The sequence below is a fragment of the Sulfodiicoccus acidiphilus genome (genome assembly GCF_003967175.1).
In the GTDB taxonomy this organism is placed as follows: Archaea; Thermoproteota; Thermoprotei_A; order Sulfolobales; family Sulfolobaceae; genus Sulfodiicoccus; species Sulfodiicoccus acidiphilus.
In genome coordinates this window covers 697919-718263 of sequence record NZ_AP018553.1, presented here as the reverse complement: position 1 = coordinate 718263, position 20345 = coordinate 697919, and the positions used below count along the sequence as shown (strand labels likewise).

Genomic DNA, 20345 nt, shown 5'->3' with positions numbered 1-20345 from the left:
CGTTATTAACACGAAGCTTCACATTGCACTGTGCGATGCGTCATATTAGGTAACGGGAAGTATACCGTTCTCTACGATCAGTCGTACGCTTTAAGAGATGTGTATTACCCCTACAAGGGAATGCACAATCATTCTCTTGGGGGAAAGTCGAAGGTGGGAATCTGGCACGATGGTAAGTTTACCTGGTTCGAGGACATCCCTAAGAAGATAACTATGAACGGTCTAGTCTCTACTGCTTATGCCGAATGGGATGGACTTAAGATAACCTTCCACGATACGGTGGACTTCTACTACAACGCCCTTATTAGGAAGATCAGAGCCGAAGGACCGGGCTTCGTCAGGTTCATATTCTATCACGACTTGAGACTGCGAGGAAATGCGGTAGGGGATACGGCATTCTACGATCCCTTCGAGGACGTCTTAATTCACTACAAGGAGAGCACTTATTTCTTGGCGGGATCGTCTAGGAAACTTTACGAGTACACCACAGGTAGGAGAGATCAGGGGGCGGTTCTCAAGGACTCCGAGGACGGAAGTCTAAGTAAGAACCCCATTGCCCAAGGCTCAGTCGACTCCGCAATCTCCATCGCCTATCCAGAGTTCTACTATTGGTTAGTTGTGGGTGATTCAAGAAAGGACGTAGAACGAATTCACGCGGAGTTGTCTAAAGACCCAGATCACTACTTCAAACGAAACCTTGGTTACTGGAGGTCTCTATTGTCTAAACACGAGGGATCTTCCCTAGTTAAGTCAAGTTTGGCAGTCCTGATGGCTCATTTAGGTGAAAAAGGGGAAGTTCCTGCATCTTTAGACACCGGCATAATGAAGTTCAATCTGGACACCTACGCCTACATCTGGCCTCGCGATGCCACCCTGGCTATGATGGTACTGGACCAGCTGGGTTACCATAGTGCCACCAAGAAATTCTACCAATTCCTTTTCTCTCTATTCGGGGAGAAGGGCTACTTATTTCAGAAGTACAATCCCGACGGCACTCAGGGAAGTACGTGGCATCCATGGACCATTGTGAGCGACACTGCTAGGAACATCCAGGAGGACGAGACAGCGACAGCAATATTCGGTTTTTGGAGGTACTTCCAACAGAGCAGAGACTATGATCTTCTGAAGAGTGTTTACGACAAGGTGCGACAGGCCATGGACTTCATGACTTGGTTCAGGGATTCCAAACTGAAGTTGCCCTTGGCCTCGTATGACCTCTGGGAGGAGAGGCTCGGGACTCACACATACACTGCTGCAACAGTGTACGCAGGAATGAGTTCCGCTGCCAAGCTGGCTGGGATGCTCGGCAACGACAATGAGAAGGAAGGTTGGGAACAGGCGGCCGAGGAAGTTAGACAAGGAATACTGAACTACATGTTCGATAGAGAGAGGGGGGTGTTCTACAGGACTGTGAGATTGAGTGGGGACGGGAAGATATTAGAGGTGGACAAAACCATAGACTCCAGTCTACTGGCGACGCTGATCTTTGACGTTTTCAGGGCAGACGATCCTGTGATAGAGAGTACGGTTAAGGTTGTCGAAAGGACCTTGTGGGTCACTAAGAGCGGTGGACTGGCACGGTACGAGAACGATTACTACCAGAGAGTGGAAGGGAGTTACAACGGTATTCAGGGTAACCCTTGGATAATTACGACGATGTGGTTGGCTCAGTACCATGCTGCTAGAGGAGACGTCGATAGGGCCTCTGAGCTCTTGAGCTGGGCCGAGAGCGTGGCCACTCCCACAGGTTTACTCCCAGAGCAAGTAAGTCCTTTCGACAAGACCCCTCTGTCTGTGACTCCACTCCTATGGAGCCACGCAGAGTACCTCAGGGCCTTCCTCATGACGAACTCATGAAAGCGAGTTTTTATTTTCAGGTAGAGTTGTTTCTATATGGTAAGCGAGCAGCGTAAGGTGTCAGAGGGTAGAGTAACGGAGTTGGACTCCGCTTCGTTCAAGGATTTTCTCAAGAGGAATAAGTTTGCCGTTGTCGACTTCTGGGCGGAGTGGTGCGCTCCGTGTTTCATCCTCTCTCCAGTTTTGGAAGAGCTTTCTGAGGACTACAGTCAGGTGGCCTTTGGGAAGATTAATGTGGACGAGAACAAAGACGTGGCAGCCGAATACGGAATAATGAGTCTCCCCACCGTCCTTTTCTTTAAGGACGGAGAAGTAGTCGACGAAGTGGTGGGTGCTGTTCCTAGGGAGGTAGTAGAGATTAGATTGAAGTCACTGCTAAAGTGAGCTTCAGTTTCTTGTGGCATGGCAATCTCGGCTCTCCTTACACAAGTATTAGTGACCATAGCGCATTGAAAGGGAGTTTCTACGGAATCTGTCTAGAAAGGACAGAAGGTCGAGAAGTTTGCGGGTTTTGGGAGTCTTTCGAAAGAACGAAAACATCGTTAGTGGTGGATGGCTTGCTTTGTAAGTCTACCCCACAGTTGCCGTACTTTGGACACTCCATATAGTCTATAGAGGTATTCAATGAGGGATCCCCTTCAAATTTGTGAATCCTCATCCTTCAAATGGAGAGTTCTGACATCCCTTCAAGTGAGAGATGTAAAACCGAATCGATAGGGGGAAAGACGAACCATCTGGGACGGAATCGTTTAGGAGTTGAGAGGAAGTCAGAGAAGAACCAAATTCTACGTAACTCAACATTAGGTGGAAAGAGGACCTGGCCCTTTCAGAGAGTAGAAAATCGAGGAGTTGTAACGTGTAAGATAGCATATAGTTCAAAGTAGATTCAGCTCCCTCACTTTAGGCAACACACCTCTATTTTCAGTTATTCTATAGAAGAATTTTAGTCCCTCCTCAACCTTGTCCCTACTTACGTTATACTCTGTTATGTCCGCACTGATAGTAGCCTTCACAACCTCCTCTTCCAGAGGAACTCCTTGTGCTTCTGTCATAATTTTTACGTCTATTGGTATTATCTTCTCAAGGTTATTTTCCGCCCACCTCTTACTTCTATCGTACGCTTCCTTGAATCTTCTCACAACATCCTCCCCTAGGTCCTTATTTACTACCACGGTCCCCATCGGCATTGGCAAGCCACCCGAAATTTCCTTCCACATGTCCCACATACTAGTCACCTTGTAGACCTGCTTGCCCAACTTCCTCAAGGCATACATCATCTTGGTCTCGTGGACCGCGACCAGTATATCCCCTACCTCCCCCAGGGCCTTTACTTCCTCTAGCACCCTTGGGACTATGATCAATTTACCATACTTTCCTACAAGTAGCTTGTACAAAGTGAAAGCAGTGGTGTGGGGACCATGTACTATGAGCCTAGCTCTACTTGCCTCCTTCAAGTCCATGGGTCTCCACGAGAGAAGTGGCATACCTGTGATACCGTCAACTGCTGACGCCACAGCCGAAGTAAGTATGTAGTAGTCTTGTTGGACGTAAGGGTAGAGGGCTGCTGATGGGACGGATACGTCAACTTCCTTCTTAAGTACTGCTTCGTTCACATCCTGAACTGTTGAAATAACAGAGAACTCCAACTTCACTCCCTCGGGCCTAACATAGCCTTCCATGAGAGGTATGAACGGGTACAGGTCTCCAGAGTCCGCTAACGCCCCTACCTTAATGGTTGTCATGGGTAATCCCTTGCTCTGAGGGAAAAATATCTTTGGTTCAACGCCTTTGTATATCCGATCTCTTTATGGAGTTGTGAAACTTTTGTGTCATCGTGTCGGGGAGGTCTTCTGTGACTTCAAACTTGAACGGCTAACCTCTCCTCGTTTGTGTTGGCAACCTTCTGTTACCTGCTTTGTGTGCTTACCTCTAATACGTAGTACCAAGGTTTTCACCGTAAAGCTAATTACTGTGTCCGTAGACACACTTATCGTGGCAACTGTAAAGTTCAAGTACAAAGGAGAAACAAAGCAAGTCGACATCTCAAAGATAAAGAAAGTGTGGAAGGTAGGGAAAATGATATCGTTCACCTATGACGACAACGGAAAGACTGGGCGAGGAGCTGTGTCGGAGAAGGATGCCCCTGCCGAACTGAAGAACAAAGTAGGCAAATAGGTTGGGCATATTAAGGTAAAGTAGTTTAGTTTTTATTTTTTAGTATTCCTTTTGTCTTTTTGACCCTGTTGGCTTTAGGGAAAATGCGCTAACTGTTCCCCTACAATTTAACGTCTTTGGGAGTTGAGGAGACGTAAGTCCCCTCAGGGAAACATTTCGTAGTTACTTGATAATATTTCAGACCATGGCCGTGAAGGGCTTGGTCATACCATAGGGACTGGGGAACTCAAGCTTGTGAAAAGGGACCCTCCTTAACTCCTCTTCTGCATAGTTCACAGAACGGTTCCGTTAAGCGGGACCCCCTCTGTGGTGATGGGAACGATGTCGCTCGGAGGGGCAGGAAACCCTCGTCGCTAGAACACCTCGTCCGTGAGGGCATTGTGGTTCACTGAAACGCTGATCAGAAACCGTCTACAAATCTGTTAAGTTAGATCTTGTGGCCAAGTTGAGGGGCCTTCAGAAATTCATATTAATGAGACATTCAAGGAGGCCGTAGGTGTAGACTTGAGAAGGAACGTTGTCATAATTGGCGCTATCATCCTCGTGATCGGTGTCGTATTGTTTTTGGTGATAGGTCCCTTACTCGCTGTGCCTACGCTGAGTAAGCTGAACCTTGAGAACATTACTCACCCTTCAATAGTAAGGCAATTAAGTGTTGGGGAATCGCTGTCCCTTGGTCCATTTAAAGGAGGTGAGGGGATCATCTTCAGCTTCAACGACTCAGCTGATGTTCCGTTGGAGGTCAAGACAACAGGAGTAACTCAAGTCAGGACGATAAACGACACTTTCGTAGCTATAGCACTCCCTACCGCTAGTTCCAACATTACACTGACAAATAACTACACTGCTCCCATTACAGTTTACTACTCTGAGCCATCTGTCCTCCCCTCACTTGGGGCATTCTTGGGTGGCATAGTAGGTGTGTTACTGGGCATCGTCCTGCTAATAGTGGGCGTCATAGTTTTGATAGTTGGATTCGTCCTTCGTCCCAAAGCCTAGTAGTTTATATTGAAGTCTACTAAAACCCCTCCATGTCCAACTTGGTGATTGGAGTAGCTGCTAGTAGTAGCTCCTTCAGACCCGAAACAGCAAGGAAGTTTGTTTCGGTTCTCCCTTACGGGACGGTGGTGATCCTAGGAGGTTATTGGGGGCTGATGTCTAACGTCGCTGAGGCCGCAGTGGAAAGGGGGTTAGAGGTCGTCTTCATTCTCCCTTACTTCGAGGACGCTCCGAGGAGAAGAGGATTCATACCCGTAAGGACTGGAATGGAACCTAGGGCTAGGAGTGTACTGATCTGTGCTTCTGCGGATGTGTTAGTGAGTCTGGGAGGAGAAGCGGGGACAATCACCGAAGTATTCATGGCCTATGGGATGGGTAAGCCTGTCGTTGTCCTAAAAGGGACAGGCATGTCCACCGATAGACTTGCTGAAGCTTTTGGAGAAAGGTTGGATAGCAGGAGATCAGCGGTTGTCAAGTATGTAGATACGCCAGAGGAGGCAGGACTAGAGGCAATTCGGTTGGGACTAACGTATAGGGGAGGTCGTTAAGATTCTCGTTTCAAGCACTTCCAAAAGGCTTCTTTATCTCTATAAGAAATCAGAAACTCCGTAGCCTATCCTCCCATTATCCTTTAGTAGTCAAACTCTAGGGACATTGAAAAAAGAACGACGAGCCTCACCCCTTCTAGGGGCGAGGTAAAAGTTTTTAAATCTCCGAATGTTTAAATTTTTTGTAGAATAAAACGTGTCCCCCGTAGGGGGATGCCCGACAAGGGCTCTACACATCCCCGAGTCCCTAAGGACCGTGGGCAGAGGGCTCCCCACGGTGAGGGATAGGGGTAATGAGCTGAAGGCCCACCCCGTGGTCCACCTCTGGACGAACGGAGCGGGGTGGGTAGTTCCCACAATCTGCGAAGCGATGAAGGTGAAGGCGGTAAACCACGAACCCGTGATCCGCCCTAAGGGAACCCTCGCCCTTCAGGGCGGGGAGGAGGTCAACATGGTTAGAAAGGACGATTTAGGGACATACCACTTCTTGCGAAAAGATCCGCTAAAGTATTTTTCCCTCTATTCCGATGGACGACCGTGGAGTACAAGGATTTTGGCAAGACCGGAGATAAGGTCTCGGCGATAGGGATGGGAACATACTACGATCCACTATGGATAGTTATGTCCAGGCTGGGATTTAGGAGAGATGGGAAACGGAAGGTTGAGGCCATAAGGGCCGGAATCGAAGGGGGATGAACCTCATAGACACAGCGGAGATATATGGCTCCGAACCTCTAGTAAGGGAGGCCATAAGGGGAGCGAAGCGTGAGGAACTCTTCGTGGCAACCAAGGTTTGGTCTAACCATCTCAGGAGAGAATCCCTATTCAAAGCCCTGGAAGGAAGCTTGAATCGCTTAGGTCTGAACTACGTTGATCTCTACCAGGTGCACTTCCCCAACAGGAGAGTTCCCATATCTGAGACAATGGGGGCCATGGAGGAAATGGTAGATAAAGGCAAGATAAGACACATAGGAATCAGTAACTTTTCCCTGAAACAAACTGAGGAAGCCGTTCATTCTCTTAAGAAATACGAGCTAGCTTCTATTCAAATAAACTATAGTCTCTCCCATCGAGTACCTGAGAGGGACCTCATACCTTATTGTCAGAAGGAGGGAATAGCCGTTATGGCTTACTACCCATTAGCGCACGGTAAGTTGTCCAATACCTCAGAGAAGTTGAGGCCCCTCCTCCAGAAATATGGTAAAACGCCCTCCCAATTGGCCCTCAATTGGCTTGCCTCCATTCCGAATGTTTTCCCCATCCCACGAGCATCCAAGGTGGAGCATGTTAAGGAGAACTTGGAGGCAGTGGGGTGGAGGATGGACGATTCGGATAGGAGGGAACTCGAGAGGCTCGTAGCGGGCCAGTAAGGGTTTTTAGTCTTCTAAAGGAAAAGTAAATAGTGCGCCTTGGACTAATTGAATTGTCGCGGGTGTTAGACTGGAGGTCTGGCATGAAGCTGGGAAAGAAAGCGATACTAGCTGCTAAACTGGCCAGTAGGTACATGGGTTATGAACCATCTGAATTAAGAGTTGAGGGTGATGGATCGGAACCTGCCGGGGTGTGGGAATACCTCGACCCATGGCAGAAAGCGGTGGTGGAAGCGCTGGTGGAACTGGCAGAGCAGCTGACCTATGAGGAGCTGGAGGCTTATCTGACAATTCATGGTTTACCGAGCGATATACCGATCGATACCTTGAGGGAATTACTAACCTCTATGGAGAGGAAAGGATTGATAGACAAGGAGGCCTTGAGTAAGGCGAAGGTATTAATGAAGTAGCATTGAGAGCTCCGGTGGAGACCACAAATTGATATGGCGTTACCCCCTTACTGGAGAGAAGTTGTCGACTTTCCCTACATCTTAGAGGGGATCGAGTTGTCGGCTAGCCAAACAGGTTCCTTGTAGAGGTAGAGGTAAAGACGTGTAGGCTCCTCTACACGATCCAGGACGGTTGAAGGAACTTATCTTCACTGGCAACTCAGTGTTAGTGAGGGAAGCTCGAGGGGTGAGGACGTCTATCTAAGTCACTGTAGCCTGGAGGGAAGCCTGACTACTAGTGGACAGTAGATTTCACTCGTTATTAGAGGCTAACTTCCTACCGGCCAGCACTAAGAAGAGAGTCAATGTTAAGTCTAGCAGACTAGATTTTCTCATTGAAGACACTTACGTGGAAGTTAAGGGTTGTACCTTAGTGAATAACGGCGTCCCGCTCTTCCCTTACGCCGCCTACAGAGAGATGCACTACTCACCTCAGAACGTTAAGACAACTTCGTATATCTGAGTCTAAAACGGCTCTACTGGTATTGTCTTTCGCCCCAAAGGCAATTCGTTTCTCTCCCAACCACGACACAGTTCCCAATTTCTCTCTGGAGTTAAGAGAGGCCGTTTCTGAAGGTCTTGAGGTCATAGTGCCTAAGTTCTCCTTCGTTGAGGGCTCCTTGATCTATGAGGGAGTCATTCCATTATGTTAGGGCCTACTATTGGAGTCTCCAGTGACAGGCCTCAGCTTTAGGTAAATTATACCTCCCGGGGAGGCGGAGAGTTCCACAGTCCTAAGTCCGAAGCTCTCTAACATTCTAGAGAAGGCCCTAGCGGCACAAGTGGTAGACTCCCTGCTGAATCCGGTGCCTGCGACTCTGACTTCAGTGAACCCATCTTCGGCGTTGATACTAATCTCACTTATCGGAAGAAGTTCCCTTATAACCTTGTATATCTCTAGGACTCCACTCAAGTCCTTGGCTCTCCCTTTGAGGTAGGACGCCAATTGATCTCCTGCCGCTTCGCATATAGAGAGGAACTCCTGCTGGTTGGCGCTGAAGCAAAGTTTGCTCACGTTGTCCAAATACCACGAGGTAACGGGTACAGCGTCCATCGACTTCATCACTCTGTAGAACTCCAAGAGCCCTTCCAATAGCTCGAGATCCGCCCCTTCTTTCATAGCCCTGACCGCTAGCTTCAATGCCATGTTGGTGACAGCGTAAAGGGTGTACCCTCTCTTCTTGGCCTCACTCTCTAGTTCGGCCGCAACGTTCTGGTCTGCCGCTAGGTTTATTCTCCTCATTGCTTTCCTGAACTCATTACCCCTCCCAACTCTTATAATATTTTTTCTACCATATCGCCAGATTGTTTCTGAAGTTTATCTACACGTATATGTGGGAGCTTACGAGTAATTACTGTTAAAGCCTGATACCTCACGAAAACTTTCATCTCACTTAAGGATTTCCCTTAGGTTTTTGTCGCAGTTATCCAGTACGTCGATCACTTGGGCTGTCCTAGTCCCGTCCAGTTTTTCCTTTGATATATAAAGGAAGACCGCCATCTCGAAGAGCTTAGCTATGACAGTCCTGAACGCCCTAGCTTCCGTGAAGGCCTCTCCCAACTCCATCTTAGCAGTCTCCCTTACCTTTAGGCCCTTTTGTGTGATCCTGTACACCTTTTTGCCGTCTTCTTCCGACTCCTCAGCAAGTTCCTCCTCCCTTAATTTCCTCAGAATGGGATATATAGACCCAGGACTGGGAGAGTAGAGGCCCCTGGACTTGAACTCCACGTACTTGATTATCTCGTAGCCATACATTGGCTTCATCGCTAACGCATCGAGAATCAAGTACCTTAGAAGTCCTTTCCTGACTCTGGCAGCGTTAAGCCTCTTCATATGAGAAGGAAAGTCCAAAAAGATATTAACTCTTGATCTCTCTCACTTTTCTTATTAGGTTTTCCCCTAGCTCCACCGCGTCACTTTCACGATGGAGGTGAGTTACGAAGATTAGAGGTAGGTTTGTTACGAAACCACTACATAGCAGGGAGAGCCTCACTCTATGGAGGGCCTTCCAGTTTACGGCGAAGAGGTCCCTATACTGCCTCACTAGCGGCGAAGTGAAGACAGAGACTACGTTTCCCACCCTCTGCACTGTGATGCCTTGTTCCCTTGTCAGGATTTCCTCCACCTCCCTAGCTAGAGTCGTGGCTTTAGCCATCGAGGGGTCCCAGTGGGTTAGTTTGTTGTCCATGTTTCTTCCTTCGAAGACTAACCACTTGTCCTCGGCCCTACGTAGTACAACATCTGGTCTATGGTCAAGTAGTCCCACAGCACCTCGAGGAGAACTCAGGTAGGTCAGCGAGTCGTCGAAGATCACCTTCATCCCATACGACCTAGCGACTTTTTCCATCCCCCTTAGAATAGTTGTGTTTACCTTGACACCGCGAATTAAGGGCTGTAGAAGAATAGTCCTGGACGGTCTCTTGCTCAAGACCTGGTCCAGTACTATCGGATCTGGGGGTACCTTCAGTTTCGCTTCTACCTTACTACCCTCTAGCGCCACATCTACTTTTACCTTTGGAACCCTTGCTACTAGTGTTCCGGGGAAATCTATCGACCAGAACTTGGGCCTGAAGTCTCTGTACAGTCTACCCTCAGGGCCCAAGAATAGTAAACTATCTGACTCTATTCCAACCTCCCAAACCTCTTAGTGGAAGCGTATTATTCTTACCTTATCCCCATTTAAAGATTTACTGAACAGCTTCATGTAAGTTTTCAAGGTAGCTTTCGCTTAGACTACTATATCTCATCTCGTGGAGTCCCAACTAACAAGGGTTAATTAACTGCGCTCCTGAACACAAGCTGTGGACAACGAGAGGGAACATATTTTGTTTGCTCTGAGTAGGGCCCTGCAGGAATTCACTTCCGCTTCCACCTCCTCTAGGCTCATTCCAGAGGTCGGCACCAACATAGGATACGCCATCTCCAACGCCGCTTCGATCGAGGACGTTGCCGCAGTACCTGGGAGGATAAGGCGGGCCTTCGGGAGGGCGATATACTGTCTTCCTCCAGCCTTCGGGGCCTCCGATCACATTGCGAGGGTTATACTGACCGCGATGAAGTACGACCCAAAGGTACGTTCGGCAATGAATGTGAAGATTGTAGATCCCGCGACCATAGGGGCTTATGTGTTCGACAGGTCGCTTGAACCCACTCGTTCGGCCTCAAAGGAAGGAAGAACAATGAACTTCATGGTGGAATCCGCTTACAGGTCGACCGGATCTGTTCCGAGGTTCATAGTGGACCTAGGGGCCTTCGGAAAAGAGCCAGGAACCTTCATTCTAGGGGAAGATCCTGAATCAGTTGTGAAGGATGCAATCAAACTCACGGAGATGGTCTAATGATATCTACCCTATTCGCCTTGTACATCCTTTTGTTTAACGGATCTCAAGGGTATTTCCATTACTATTACACTCCTAACTACTCGGAGATCTCACTATCGCTAGAACAGTTTCACTTCACTGACTCAGGTGCTGCAGCGGAGTTACTCAGGCCCTTTCTCCCTCTCTCGGGAGAAAACTTCTCCCTCTCCTCTGGTTTCGTCGAATTCGGTCTTACAGCTATTCCTCAAGGGAAAGTTCACTTGACTTACGACGGACACTTATATCAGGGGGAAAGAATGTCTATTTACCTCACTTTTGGAAACTCGACCTTCTCGGGCTACGCCTACGTTTTCCAGACGGGCCTGATATATAACTTGACTGCAGGACCCTTTCAAATGCGACTCACAGACACGAACTATCAGCTCAACCCTCAGGTCTATCTGAGTCCTATCCCGTTCTACGTAGCGGGGTCCTTTGTGGGGGGTGCGGTGATCGCTTACTTCGTTTCGAGATCGTCTAAAGGTCGCAAGGCAGAGGCAGGAGGAAGGCGCGATTCCCCTTACTGGGTGGATTGAGTGCTAGCCGTAGAGTTGATTGACCTTAGGAAGTCCTATTCCGATAGAACTGCGCTTAATGGCGTTACGTTGAGCATCAACGAAGGGAAGATATTCTCCCTATTGGGTCCCAACGGAGCTGGAAAGACTACTCTAATAAGGAGTATGCTAGGACTCATCTACCCCGACTCTGGTAAGGTTCGTCTACTAGGTAGGAACCCCTTCAGAGAAAAGGGAGTCATGAAAAGGATAGGATACATCCAGGAGCTTCCGAACCTTCCACCCTTCATGACTGGACAGGAGTTGCTGACCCTCTCAGCTAGGTTGAGGGGTTGTGGAGAAGAGGAAGTCAGGTCTGCACTAGACGAGGTAGGAATGACTGATCATGCTACTCGCAAGATCTCCAGATATAGTAAAGGCATGGTGCAGCGACTTGCTTTGGCCGAGGCCATGCTATGTCAACCCGAACTCCTAGTAATGGACGAGCCCACCATAGGAATGGACCCTGCCCTTAACTCACACATGAGAGAGATCTTAGTTAAACTCAGGAAGTCGGGCGCGACAATCTTCTACTCTTCACATCAACTTGACGAAGTGAGGAAACTAAGTGATGAAGTGGCTATCATGTTCAGAGGCAAGATATTTGCTAGGGGTACCCCCGAGGAGATCGTGAGGAAGTTTGTTGGCATAAGAGTCAGGGTATCGGCCGAGAACGTCTCCGAGGCCTCTCAGGTAGTCTCGAATCTGAACTATGTAGCTTCGTTCTCCTTTAATGGGGACAAGCTAATTGTGGCTCTTAAGGAAGACAAAAGACATGAACTCCTTAGGGCCTTAATGGATGGTGGAGTGAGGGTCTACGACTTCCAAATGGAGATGGAGCTCGAGGAGGCCTACCTTAGGGCCATACAGGAGGCGAGAGAAAGTGGTTAGTTGGGTCGTATATTACGAGTTGAAGAGGGCGGTGGCGAGAAGGAAGGTAATAGTGATGGTGGCGATCACACTACTTTTCGAAGTAGGTGTGTACGTTATACTCTCCCAACTGAGGACCCCTAGTGTAGAGCAGATCTTGGCTCAAATTCAGGGCCATATTTGGCTAGTAGGGACCATGTTACCCTTGAGCCTCCTGCTCCACTTCATCTCAATTTCGATATCCTCAGGGTCCATGTCCGAAGAGTACGAACAAGGAACGGTGGACTTCTTCCTCACTAAGCCGTTGAACAGGGTGCAGTTCCTCACTGGAAAGTTTGTGGGGGGATACATCTTGGTTCTCCTTATCTACCTCCTGATGGTGGCCTTAGCTCTGGTCATGTCCTTCATTTTCTTTGGATCTCAACGAGATCTGGGCTATCTTCCAGAGCTGGTAGGGACAGTGGCGTTCTCTGCGATACCCTTCTACACGATAGGTTTCATGCTAGGTGAAGTTCTGAGGAGAACCACCATATCTTTCCTTTCGGCCAGCTCCATACTTATAGGTTCCATTCTCATAGGAGGTATATTGGTTTTTGTAAGCAAGTTACTATCGTCGGAACTGTTGGTGCAAGCAGCTGTGGCACTTCCATCCTGGGGAGCCGTAGAACTTCCCTTCATTTACGCATCTTCCATTCCGAACTCTTCTCTGATAGTTCAGGCAGTTGAAGTGTTCCCCGCTGTTAACGGAAGCCAAGTAGCTGCGGTCACATATTCACTAGCCTACTTCGTCGCGGCAACGGCCATAGCTTATTTGAGTTTCACTAAGAGGGACGTACCTAAGCGAATAAGTTGAGTTCGCCTCCCTGGCCAGCCTTATTCAACTAGAACTGACTGTCTTATCTGGAAGAGGTCTACATCTTTATCATTTTATTTACCCCACAAAAAAGAGATAGGGCGGTGAAAAGCCCCGCCCTTTATGGTTGGAACGGACAGCTCCTCAGTAAACTACCCCGCCCTCACGGACTGGGCATCTCCCGGTGGGGATTTCCCGCTCCTCAGAGATACATCGATCCCCTTCGGTAGCGGAGGTTCCGTGGAACCTTTCTGTGAAAATCGTGGGAGGGAGGTCACGGAGGGTTTCCTATCGACAGGCTTGAGTTCCCCAGTCCCGAGGGTGAGACCCAGCTCTTTCAGTTAGGGTCTAAGAATTATTTGTTTTCATTATCATAAAAACATTTCCATAAGGGGACTGTCCGTCCCCATGGAAGGGGACTTTCGCCCCCTTAACCCCCGTAAAGTTAAAATTGTTTAGTTAGATATTTCCTCAGCAACGCCGACGACGCTCCTTCCCAGCTTGATTGAGTACTCAACGGGACTGAGGGAGAGGCGAATAACATCCTCCTCTTCCCTCCTTAAAGGAGCTCAGCGACGAAAGTCCCCTTCTGCTGGTGGTCCTCTGAGCCGCCAGACTGGTCACCAAACGAGAGATGCAATCCCCAATCGACGGTGCGAACGCCAGGCCCTTTGAGGGAAAACCCTTTCAGGACGAGGAAGCGACGGAAAATAACTAAAGCTTATCCCTCACTGGTTTAGAAGGAAGTTGAGTTAAAAGCGAGTATCGTGTTCGTGAGGGATGGTTGAAAAACATTATGCGGTTCTCCGTACTGAGGGCGCTACATCCTATACTGACATGACGAAAATAACACCCCCCTTAAGGTGACTTCAAGGTAGATCCCTCCACATTCCAACAGATTCATCGCAGCAGATTCCCCTCAAGGAGCCCGCGTGCCGAAGGCCGTGAACTCTCAGACCACCTTAAAGATCCTTATAACCAACTTTTGTTGAATCCCATTTCGGGAAGTGAGGAAACCAGAGAGCGGCAAAGGGGGAAGTACTTCGAACCAAACTAGCTAAACATTTAAACCACGCTGGTCACTGATTCTCATGGAGCGTGAGCTCTTTCTTTTCAGGATACCCCCATCCTTAGACCAAGAGAACTTCATTTTAGACAAGATAATAAGCAGATTTCCTGATCTAGGAGATCCGTTAAGTTACCACGTTGTTCACAGGAGTAGGTACGATGTTATGACCATACAGTTCGAAAGTTGCAAGGTAGTCGTTAAGTTTGATGATAAAGGAGAGGCGTTGGCTTCGATAGTGTATAGGAGACGAAGGAGGGAAGGTGCGATGGAAAGGTAGCGTACGGTGTTGGTTTCTTCGCCGCCCTAAAGGGCGACGGTTCCCCAAGGACTTGATTATCACAACTCCTCACGGGGTCTACTCTGGCTTTTCTAAAAGTCAAACGCTTCGTTCGAATTGGGGAGAAGCTCCTGTAATTTGTGGCAACTCACTATTCTTTGGTGCTCACCCACTTGGAGGAGGCGCGGAGTTAGGAAACGTTATACTTGACGAAGGATAGGAACGCGCTGTTTTCCAGCGCTCGTCTCGATCACTTCGTCAGTTCGATGCGTGACGACGGCTTCTCGGCCAACGCTGTCCTTTAACCGGGCAATGGAGAAGGGTGGCAGAAGTGGGTCACAGATATGTTCCGCCCAGGAAATCAATCTTATCAACGCGAAAAAGTATTAGCGCCAGACTTCCTTAACGTTAATTCATAGGAATAGACATAGGAAAAGTATAGGTGGTCCCCCGTAAACCACGGTCAAGTCTAATACGACGAATCCTCCTGCCATGGAGACTCCCTCGAATAAAAGCGGCATAGGTAAGTATATGTAGACTGTTTCCGAGGAACCTGGAGGTACGGTTACCGTCAATGACTTATCTCCCGTGGAAATCTTCACCTGCTGGAGGGGATACGAGTAGGCTAACACGATGGAGTAGGTGTAGTATAATGTATGGAGCCCATATTCACCACCGGATAACTCCAACGTAACTCGTATCGAGTTGTTGGAATCCACGCTTGCCCAAGGTATTTCAGGCCAGACCAAGGGTGTGAAAGTCTCGCCGGAAGATCCGTAGTAGAAAGAAGCGTAAGAACTAACGTTATATATTAATCCATCAGAAGTAACGAAGAGAGCCCATCCACTAGGAACTAGGTAAGAGACGTTAACCGGAGCCGGCCCTACATTTATCTGCACTCCTCTCTCGGTTCCGTTTGGGTATATTACGTAGGCAATCTCATCCCTCCCACTTGAGTAGACCTCAGTTCCCCCATTGTGTTGAATGTAAAGGATTGGCTCATTTAATGTAGCGCGAACTGCGTTAGAGCCTTGAATTGCGTCCCGTTGCACCTGTCCTTGATAGGCCGAAATTAGGCCCACCGCTCCCATCATTATTAGTATCAGGATGGCCCCACCTATGATGCCTGACTGTCCCTTCACGCGTTATAAGAAGTCATTAAGGAGATAGAGAGAACACTGTAACTTACTGTTGATTATGGGTATGAATGTTAAAGTAGTGAAGATTGTGTTTTTCATCGAGAGTTCTAACCTTAGGAACAGAGCGGAGTATCCGATTCCACTTAATGTTAGTTTCAATTAAGATGATACCTGATATAAGGATATGGAACTCGAATTATGAGGTTGTCCACCCACCTCTATGGCATTTCGGCCCTACTCTGTTTCCCCTAGTTCTCGGTCGAGAACTTTAGCCTACGGGAGAGTCACAGCTGGAGCGATATTAATATATAGCTAAAAAGAATAGCCAAAATTCCTGTAATATATATTCCATCGAAGGTACCCATACCTCCTATGCTTACTATCTGTGGGGAAGCCTCAACTACCTTCTTCAAGTTCAAGAGATCTGCTCCAATTAAAGTTCCTAAAACTCCAGAAATGTATGAGGCAGCAGGTATCAAAAACGGATCGCTATGGAACGTTAGAAATGCAAGGAGGGTTGAAATAAGCGGAGGTAAAATGGGCGACATTACTATTCCTACTCCTTGAACTACCCTCGCCATATATTTGCTTAGGACCGTTACCAGTAAAACATCCAGGAGCAGAAATAGAAATGATGATCTGAATACTTGAACGAGAATCGCACTGAGTAAAACAGGAATGAGAGCTCCTCCAACGTTTACTGCTATGAGTGTGTTGAGGGTCGAAAGCTCTAACCTCGGGAAGTAAATTGGTATACCAAAGACATAGACGGTGTCGACGGTTGGCAGTTCTACTCTCCTTCGCACTTCCTTAATCACTACGTTGACTGGGCTCGTTACTAGACTTACGAAGGACGCTAAGGAAGCTGCTACTACACTCTCGATCAGACTGAACGACGTATACTTAAACAGCAGGAGGAAATAGTTGAAAGATATAAAGGCCATAAGGATGGCCATTAATCCATAAACTACTGCTGACGTACCTCTGAAAGGCAGAAAAACTAAAACTCTCCTCTCCAAACGCCTCAACAAGGTTATAGTAAATTGGGTAAATAAACGTGAGGTGACACACTCTCCTCTCAGAACAAGCTGATTTCCATCGTGGAGTTTTCCTCCTCTGGAGACCTCTTAACTATAAGATCCTGTCGCACCTCACTCCAGCTGCGGTATTCCTTCGAACACCCCTGGTGAGTTGGGGTCATTCCACGTTGAAGGGCCCATTCTCCCCACTCCAGGAGGGTGTGGGCGTTAGTTCCTCGTCCCTCAAGTAAAGTCGGAGGGTGTCCTAGAAAATTGCCGAAGGTCACTAGCCCTTTCCGCGAAGGGTTTCCCAGATAAGTTTCACACACATTAGCTCTGCTGTAAAATCGAGTCGTGGTAAGCGAGTCCAGGGAACCGAGTAGGCCGTCTCAATCTTGATTTCGTGGAGGAAAGGTGAAATTAAAGGGAGGATTCAGAGAAGTTCCCCAAGAAACCCATGGGTCCAATGACCGGTGCGTGAAAGTGTATTGCCACTTTCATTACCTAAGAAAATGGCTAAAATCCGTTTTTTCACCCACTAGTAGAGGTTCTTCCTTAGTTATCCATTTTCTTGCTTTGACTTCCCTTAATTTCTCCACAACGTGAGACCAGGAAGGTAGGGAATTCATCTCATATATCACTACGAATTCTTGGTCCCCCAAACCGAAGGAGTATGTGGTGTAGGCTCTTATTCCCTTGACCTCTGGATGGCCCTTAGCCACATCCATGTGTTCCTTCATTACTTCCCTCCTTTCTTCAAAGGGGAGAAGGTACCAGTCAACCGCTTTCTTCATGGGGTAAGCGACGAAGTACCTTGACTCCTCCCCAGCCAAATACCTTGAAAGATCGCCTCCACCCTCCTTATAGGGAGAGGTTTCATATATAGATATAGTGGAAAACTGTTCCTCACCGTGGATCCCTAGAGAAGATCTAAGTGATGCCCTGAGGCCGTGAAACGGCTCAGTGGAAGTGTGGGCTCCCCAGACTATAAGATCGGTATCCCACCGTAGGGAGGAGTAAGTCCTAAGCAGCAGAAATTCCTTTCTTAGGTTTTGGAGATTTTCTCTAAGCTTCCATAACCTCTCTTTTCTCCTCTCAGGATCTTCTTCCCACCACGTAGGCCTAAGCCTCAGGGCATCTATGAACATGAAAATGTAACGCAGATTATTCTCGGTGGTCACATAGTTCGTTCCGAGGAGAGCTTAATACACCTATCCTCAAAGCCTATATCTCGGAAAGGACATATTTCCTCCTAGCATGAAATGGATCGTTCCAGTTGTAGTAATTGTGTTGGCCGTGGTCGGAGGTGTGTTCACCTATCAATACTACAGTACCGGGCAGGTCACCGTTTACGTTAAGGCCGACCCAGCGGACCCCCTCTTCTTCACCATCGACTCCGTTATGATTCACGGCGTCAACGGTTCGTGGATTACAATATCTAACAGGACGGTTACTTTTCAGTTGACCTCAAACCTGACTCTATTGACCTCGTCTAGAATTCCGGCCGGAACCTACAACGAGATCAGGCTATACGTAACTGGGGCAACAATCGAGATAGGCGGGAGCAACTTTACGGTGTCTGTCCCCAGTCAGGTCATCAAAATACCTATAGTCGGGTCAATGAAGTTAAAAGGGGGATCTAGCGAGTCCATACTCCTGACCGGAAATCCTCACTTGATAGAGTTGGGGAACGGTGGGTTTAAGGTCGGACCAGTCTTCGTGGCGGAAGTTCTGAACCAATCCTCTTTACGGTGAAAACGTTGGTAGTTGCGTGCACGAGGGACTGTTACGACACGTGTGTGTTCGACGAGAACTACAAGCCTTTGAAGCTATTTCCAGTTAACGGTTTCGCATGTTCAAGAGGTAACGACGATCTGAGGAGAAACAGTGTGAACAGGGTGAGGGAGGCTTACGTGGATGGCAAGGAAGTCTCCCTAGAAGAGGCCATGAGGGTAATTGTTAGTAAGGTCAAAGACGTTAAGAAGAGAGACTCAACGAGAATCCTTCAGATAAGTTATGACGGTAGTCAGGGACTCCTAACTTGGTATTATCCGTCTCGACTCTGGAACGTCCTGGGGGCATCCTCTACCGACTACTCCCTCTGCAGTGCAGAGGGCCATGCCTCGATAGCGGCTAGGTACGGAACGAGTTTCGGTGCGACTCCAGAAGAGTTCGTCAAGTACGATTCTGTAATATTCTGGGGAATCGAGGCCGCCGTGAGTTTCGTTCACGGATGGACTCTCTTCAAGGACAAGTACAAGGTGACTATCGACGTAAGAAAGGGCATAACGGCGTCTAGGAGCGACGAATTCTTCTTGGTCAGGCCGGGAAGTGACCTTCTCGTAGCCCTTTGGATAGCTCGAAAGCTCCTCTCCAAAGGTTACGGAGGGGAGGTGGAGGGTGTGGACGAGTTGAAACGCACAGCGTTTGGACTCGATCCCTCCTATGTGTCGGGGGCGACTGGCCTGAGTTTGGAGTCTTTGGACAGACTGGCTTCTATTTACGAGGAAAGGAGGCCCCTCACAGTTATAGGCTTTGCAATGGGTAGGACGTTTAATGGCGGAGACGCGGTAGGAATGATATCCCTCCTCCCTGCGCTACTTGGGATGAAGAGGGGATTCTTCTACGCCAACAGTCAAGGCCTAGGAATAGACTTCGCCTACCTGAGAGGGACCAAGATCGCTCCTCCTAGGAAGGTGATAGGAATGGCAGACATCGGGGAGAGGGTAGACGAGGTAGACTTCGCGTTCGTTTGGAACAACAACCCAGTTCACTCCTTGCCTAACTCCAACAGGATTGTGGAGGCTGTTGAGGAAGGTAAGCTGTTCCTTGTAGTACACGATCCCTTCTGGTCAGAGACCGCGAAAGTGGCTAACGTAGTACTCCCTGCCCCCACTTTCTTAGAGAAATGGGACGTCATATATAGCTATTGGCACACCTACTTGGTATACAACACACCGGTCGCCACCCAAAAAGGAATTACGGAATGGGACCTTATGTACAAACTCGCTGACCAGCTGGGAGTCACCCACCCCCTCTTAGAGGAGTCTCTCGAAGACGCGATAAATGGCGCGTTAAGGGCAACTGGTGTGACCTTGGAGAAGCTCCGGAAGGAGGGAATGGTTAAACTCAACCCAACTCACGTCTATAGACCCAGGGTTGGGCCGCTGCCTGAGTTAGTGGATCCTCCTAAGGGTAGGGTTCTAGTATTTTCCTCGCATCCACTTTACACCAATAGCCAATTCAAGGAAGTTCACGGTGTGCCGGAGCCAGTGGCACTAACCAACGATCTGGAGGGAGAGGGATACATTCAATCTAGATACGGCAGAGTGAAAGTGAAATTCAGGAAGGATCCAGCCATTCCCTCAAATGTAGTTTACATGCATAAGTCGTGTCTGATCGACTTGGACGGGACTCCGATCAACGCGCTCTTCGGGAGTTACAAGGGAAAGTACGGGGGGACGCCCACCTTCAACGGCCTAGAAGTTTCAGTGTACGTTCTGACTTCCTCCTAGCCCTAAAGGGTGAGGGTTACCTCCAGGGGGTTCATCGTTCCCACTGTCGATTTGGTACACCTCTCGTTCGGTGGGCGGTCGATGGGGTCAGAGGAGCACCCCACATGAAAATGGGACCTTCATCGCAAAGCCCTGGCCTTTATAAAGAGAAATGGAGGGATGTTAGCTGCCCCTCCCCCAGTCCCACTAAATCCTCGAGTTAGGGAAGAGATTGGTTTCTTCACAAAGAAAACATCTAACTAATATTAATTAGGGGGTATCCATCTCCACCTTCGAAGGTTTCGGCCCCTC

The 20345-nt window shown here is 48.4% G+C and carries 24 protein-coding genes; 17 read left to right on the top strand and 7 right to left on the bottom strand.

Features of this window, described 5'->3' with window-relative positions:
- Positions 1-30 precede the first annotated feature (30 nt).
- Both HS1genome_RS03775 and trxA read left to right on the top strand, forming a co-directional pair.
- On the top strand, positions 31-1857 hold the full coding sequence (locus tag HS1genome_RS03775; protein ID WP_126449678.1) for a glycoside hydrolase family 15 protein: 1827 nt from the start codon (positions 31-33) through the stop codon (positions 1855-1857).
- A gap of 36 nt (positions 1858-1893) precedes the next feature.
- A complete protein-coding gene (gene trxA / locus HS1genome_RS03770; RefSeq protein WP_126449677.1) occupies positions 1894-2241 on the top strand; it encodes a thioredoxin in 348 nt (115 codons plus the stop codon).
- Positions 2242-2732: 491 nt separating this feature from the next.
- Here trxA and HS1genome_RS03765 read toward each other — a convergent pair whose 3' ends face one another.
- On the bottom strand, positions 2733-3599 hold the full coding sequence (locus tag HS1genome_RS03765) for a menaquinone biosynthesis family protein (protein ID WP_126449676.1): 867 nt from the start codon (positions 3597-3599) through the stop codon (positions 2733-2735).
- 250 nt (positions 3600-3849) lie between these two features.
- On the opposite strand from HS1genome_RS03765, the gene sul7d reads away from it, so the two are divergent.
- The 8 genes from sul7d to HS1genome_RS13285 all read left to right on the top strand — a co-directional run bounded on the left by sul7d (position 3850) and on the right by HS1genome_RS13285 (position 8051).
- On the top strand, positions 3850-4032 hold the full coding sequence (gene sul7d, locus HS1genome_RS03760; protein WP_126449675.1) for a Sul7d family chromatin protein: 183 nt from the start codon (positions 3850-3852) through the stop codon (positions 4030-4032).
- Between the two features lie 504 nt (positions 4033-4536).
- Entirely contained in the window at positions 4537-5031 is a 495-nt protein-coding gene (locus tag HS1genome_RS03755) for a hypothetical protein (RefSeq protein ID WP_126449674.1), read from the top strand.
- A 32-nt stretch (positions 5032-5063) separates the two neighbouring features.
- The gene (locus HS1genome_RS03750; protein ID WP_126449673.1) at positions 5064-5579 is read left to right on the top strand and encodes an SLOG cluster 4 domain-containing protein; all 516 of its coding nucleotides are present in this window, start codon (positions 5064-5066) and stop codon (positions 5577-5579) included.
- 537 nt (positions 5580-6116) lie between these two features.
- The gene (locus HS1genome_RS12520; RefSeq protein ID WP_232018786.1) at positions 6117-6275 is read left to right on the top strand and encodes a hypothetical protein; all 159 of its coding nucleotides are present in this window, start codon (positions 6117-6119) and stop codon (positions 6273-6275) included.
- The gene (locus tag HS1genome_RS03740; protein WP_232018785.1) at positions 6272-6949 is read left to right on the top strand and encodes an aldo/keto reductase; all 678 of its coding nucleotides are present in this window, start codon (positions 6272-6274) and stop codon (positions 6947-6949) included. Before HS1genome_RS12520 ends, HS1genome_RS03740 begins: the two co-directional genes overlap by 4 nt.
- Before the next feature lie 32 nt (positions 6950-6981).
- Positions 6982-7359 (top strand): hypothetical protein, encoded by a 378-nt coding sequence (locus HS1genome_RS03735; RefSeq protein WP_145986047.1) that lies wholly within the window; start codon positions 6982-6984, stop codon positions 7357-7359.
- 277 nt (positions 7360-7636) lie between these two features.
- Positions 7637-7861 (top strand): DNA/RNA nuclease SfsA, encoded by a 225-nt coding sequence (locus HS1genome_RS03730; protein WP_126449671.1) that lies wholly within the window; start codon positions 7637-7639, stop codon positions 7859-7861.
- On the top strand, positions 7776-8051 hold the full coding sequence (locus tag HS1genome_RS13285) for a DNA/RNA nuclease SfsA (RefSeq protein WP_126451302.1): 276 nt from the start codon (positions 7776-7778) through the stop codon (positions 8049-8051). Before HS1genome_RS03730 ends, HS1genome_RS13285 begins: the two co-directional genes overlap by 86 nt.
- Here HS1genome_RS13285 and HS1genome_RS03720 read toward each other — a convergent pair.
- From HS1genome_RS03720 to HS1genome_RS03710, 3 genes are all read right to left on the bottom strand, one after another.
- Positions 8048-8641, bottom strand: coding sequence for a hypothetical protein (locus tag HS1genome_RS03720; RefSeq protein ID WP_126449670.1), 594 nt, complete (start codon positions 8639-8641; stop codon positions 8048-8050). The genes HS1genome_RS13285 and HS1genome_RS03720 overlap by 4 nt on opposite strands.
- 147 nt (positions 8642-8788) lie before the next feature.
- Positions 8789-9232, bottom strand: coding sequence for a PadR family transcriptional regulator (locus HS1genome_RS03715; RefSeq protein ID WP_126449669.1), 444 nt, complete (start codon positions 9230-9232; stop codon positions 8789-8791).
- 25 nt (positions 9233-9257) lie between these two features.
- Entirely contained in the window at positions 9258-10001 is a 744-nt protein-coding gene (locus HS1genome_RS03710) for a hypothetical protein (protein ID WP_126449668.1), read from the bottom strand.
- Between the two features lie 199 nt (positions 10002-10200).
- On the opposite strand from HS1genome_RS03710, the gene HS1genome_RS03705 reads away from it, so the two are divergent.
- From HS1genome_RS03705 to HS1genome_RS03680, 5 genes are all read left to right on the top strand, one after another.
- The gene (locus HS1genome_RS03705) at positions 10201-10737 is read left to right on the top strand and encodes a thiamine-phosphate synthase family protein (protein ID WP_126449667.1); all 537 of its coding nucleotides are present in this window, start codon (positions 10201-10203) and stop codon (positions 10735-10737) included.
- Entirely contained in the window at positions 10737-11294 is a 558-nt protein-coding gene (locus HS1genome_RS03700; protein ID WP_126449666.1) for a hypothetical protein, read from the top strand. The genes HS1genome_RS03705 and HS1genome_RS03700 overlap by 1 nt, the downstream gene beginning before the upstream one ends.
- On the top strand, positions 11295-12203 hold the full coding sequence (locus HS1genome_RS03695) for an ABC transporter ATP-binding protein (RefSeq protein WP_126449665.1): 909 nt from the start codon (positions 11295-11297) through the stop codon (positions 12201-12203).
- Positions 12196-13035: an ABC transporter permease gene (locus HS1genome_RS03690; RefSeq protein WP_126449664.1), complete on the top strand. Its 840-nt coding sequence runs from the start codon at positions 12196-12198 to the stop codon at positions 13033-13035. The genes HS1genome_RS03695 and HS1genome_RS03690 overlap by 8 nt, the downstream gene beginning before the upstream one ends.
- A gap of 1091 nt (positions 13036-14126) precedes the next feature.
- Complete coding sequence (locus HS1genome_RS03680) at positions 14127-14381, top strand: hypothetical protein (RefSeq protein ID WP_126449663.1); 255 nt, start codon at positions 14127-14129, stop codon at positions 14379-14381.
- Positions 14382-14794: 413 nt separating this feature from the next.
- Here the strand turns inward: HS1genome_RS03680 and HS1genome_RS03675 are convergent, their stop codons facing one another.
- The 3 genes from HS1genome_RS03675 to HS1genome_RS03665 all read right to left on the bottom strand — a co-directional run bounded on the left by HS1genome_RS03675 (position 14795) and on the right by HS1genome_RS03665 (position 17720).
- Positions 14795-15523, bottom strand: a complete 729-nt coding sequence (locus HS1genome_RS03675) for a hypothetical protein (protein ID WP_126449662.1) — start codon at positions 15521-15523, stop codon at positions 14795-14797.
- 281 nt (positions 15524-15804) lie between these two features.
- Positions 15805-16539 (bottom strand): DUF1614 domain-containing protein, encoded by a 735-nt coding sequence (locus HS1genome_RS03670; RefSeq protein ID WP_126449661.1) that lies wholly within the window; start codon positions 16537-16539, stop codon positions 15805-15807.
- Between the two features lie 500 nt (positions 16540-17039).
- Entirely contained in the window at positions 17040-17720 is a 681-nt protein-coding gene (locus HS1genome_RS03665) for a chlorite dismutase family protein (protein ID WP_126449660.1), read from the bottom strand.
- Positions 17721-17796: 76 nt separating this feature from the next.
- Here HS1genome_RS03665 and HS1genome_RS03660 point away from each other — a divergent pair, with 76 nt between their 5' ends.
- Positions 17797-18294: a DUF4382 domain-containing protein gene (locus HS1genome_RS03660; protein ID WP_126449659.1), complete on the top strand. Its 498-nt coding sequence runs from the start codon at positions 17797-17799 to the stop codon at positions 18292-18294.
- A 5-nt stretch (positions 18295-18299) separates the two neighbouring features.
- Positions 18300-20054, top strand: coding sequence for a molybdopterin-dependent oxidoreductase (locus tag HS1genome_RS03655; RefSeq protein ID WP_126449658.1), 1755 nt, complete (start codon positions 18300-18302; stop codon positions 20052-20054).
- The last annotated feature ends 291 nt before the right edge of the window (positions 20055-20345 follow it).

Coding starts and splice junctions, on each gene's coding strand:
- trxA (WP_126449677.1), top strand. CDS start 1,894: ATGGTAAGCGAGCAGCGTAAGGTGTCAGAGGGTAGAGTAACGGAGTTG.
- HS1genome_RS03765 (WP_126449676.1), bottom strand. CDS start 3,599: ATGACAACCATTAAGGTAGGGGCGTTAGCGGACTCTGGAGACCTGTAC.
- HS1genome_RS03750 (WP_126449673.1), top strand. CDS start 5,064: ATGTCCAACTTGGTGATTGGAGTAGCTGCTAGTAGTAGCTCCTTCAGA.
- HS1genome_RS03740 (WP_232018785.1), top strand. CDS start 6,272: ATGAACCTCATAGACACAGCGGAGATATATGGCTCCGAACCTCTAGTA.
- HS1genome_RS03720 (WP_126449670.1), bottom strand. CDS start 8,641: ATGAGGAGAATAAACCTAGCGGCAGACCAGAACGTTGCGGCCGAACTA.
- HS1genome_RS03715 (WP_126449669.1), bottom strand. CDS start 9,232: ATGAAGAGGCTTAACGCTGCCAGAGTCAGGAAAGGACTTCTAAGGTAC.
- HS1genome_RS03700 (WP_126449666.1), top strand. CDS start 10,737: ATGATATCTACCCTATTCGCCTTGTACATCCTTTTGTTTAACGGATCT.
- HS1genome_RS03680 (WP_126449663.1), top strand. CDS start 14,127: ATGGAGCGTGAGCTCTTTCTTTTCAGGATACCCCCATCCTTAGACCAA.
- HS1genome_RS03660 (WP_126449659.1), top strand. CDS start 17,797: ATGAAATGGATCGTTCCAGTTGTAGTAATTGTGTTGGCCGTGGTCGGA.